Raw genomic sequence first — 233 nt, 5'->3', positions numbered from 1 at the left:
CCCCTGATGGGTGGCCCGATCGGGCGAGCGGACTCGGCCCCCGGCAAAGCCGCCAGGGGAGCGAAAAACTCCTCGCCCCCTATCACTATTCTCGGAAACGCATCACGAAAGCCAAAGCTGTTTGCTACCTCGCGGCGATTGGCGCGCATTCCGGCCTGGAACGTACGAAGAAAGCCGGTCTCGCTGAATTTGAGGGTCAGATCGACCTGAGCCTGATATTCCTTGTTGTGATC

The 233-nt window shown here is 59.7% G+C and carries 1 protein-coding gene; it reads right to left on the bottom strand.

Annotated elements, in window-relative coordinates:
* Positions 1 to 233 (bottom strand): hypothetical protein (locus tag AC0IYH_RS34160; protein ID WP_471838930.1); only part of this gene is annotated, 233 nt, incomplete at both ends.

It is taken from the genome of Pseudomonas sp. AC463 (assembly GCF_979253585.1).
Note: the sequence above shows the minus strand (reverse complement) of the source record. Positions and strands in the feature narration are given on the sequence as shown.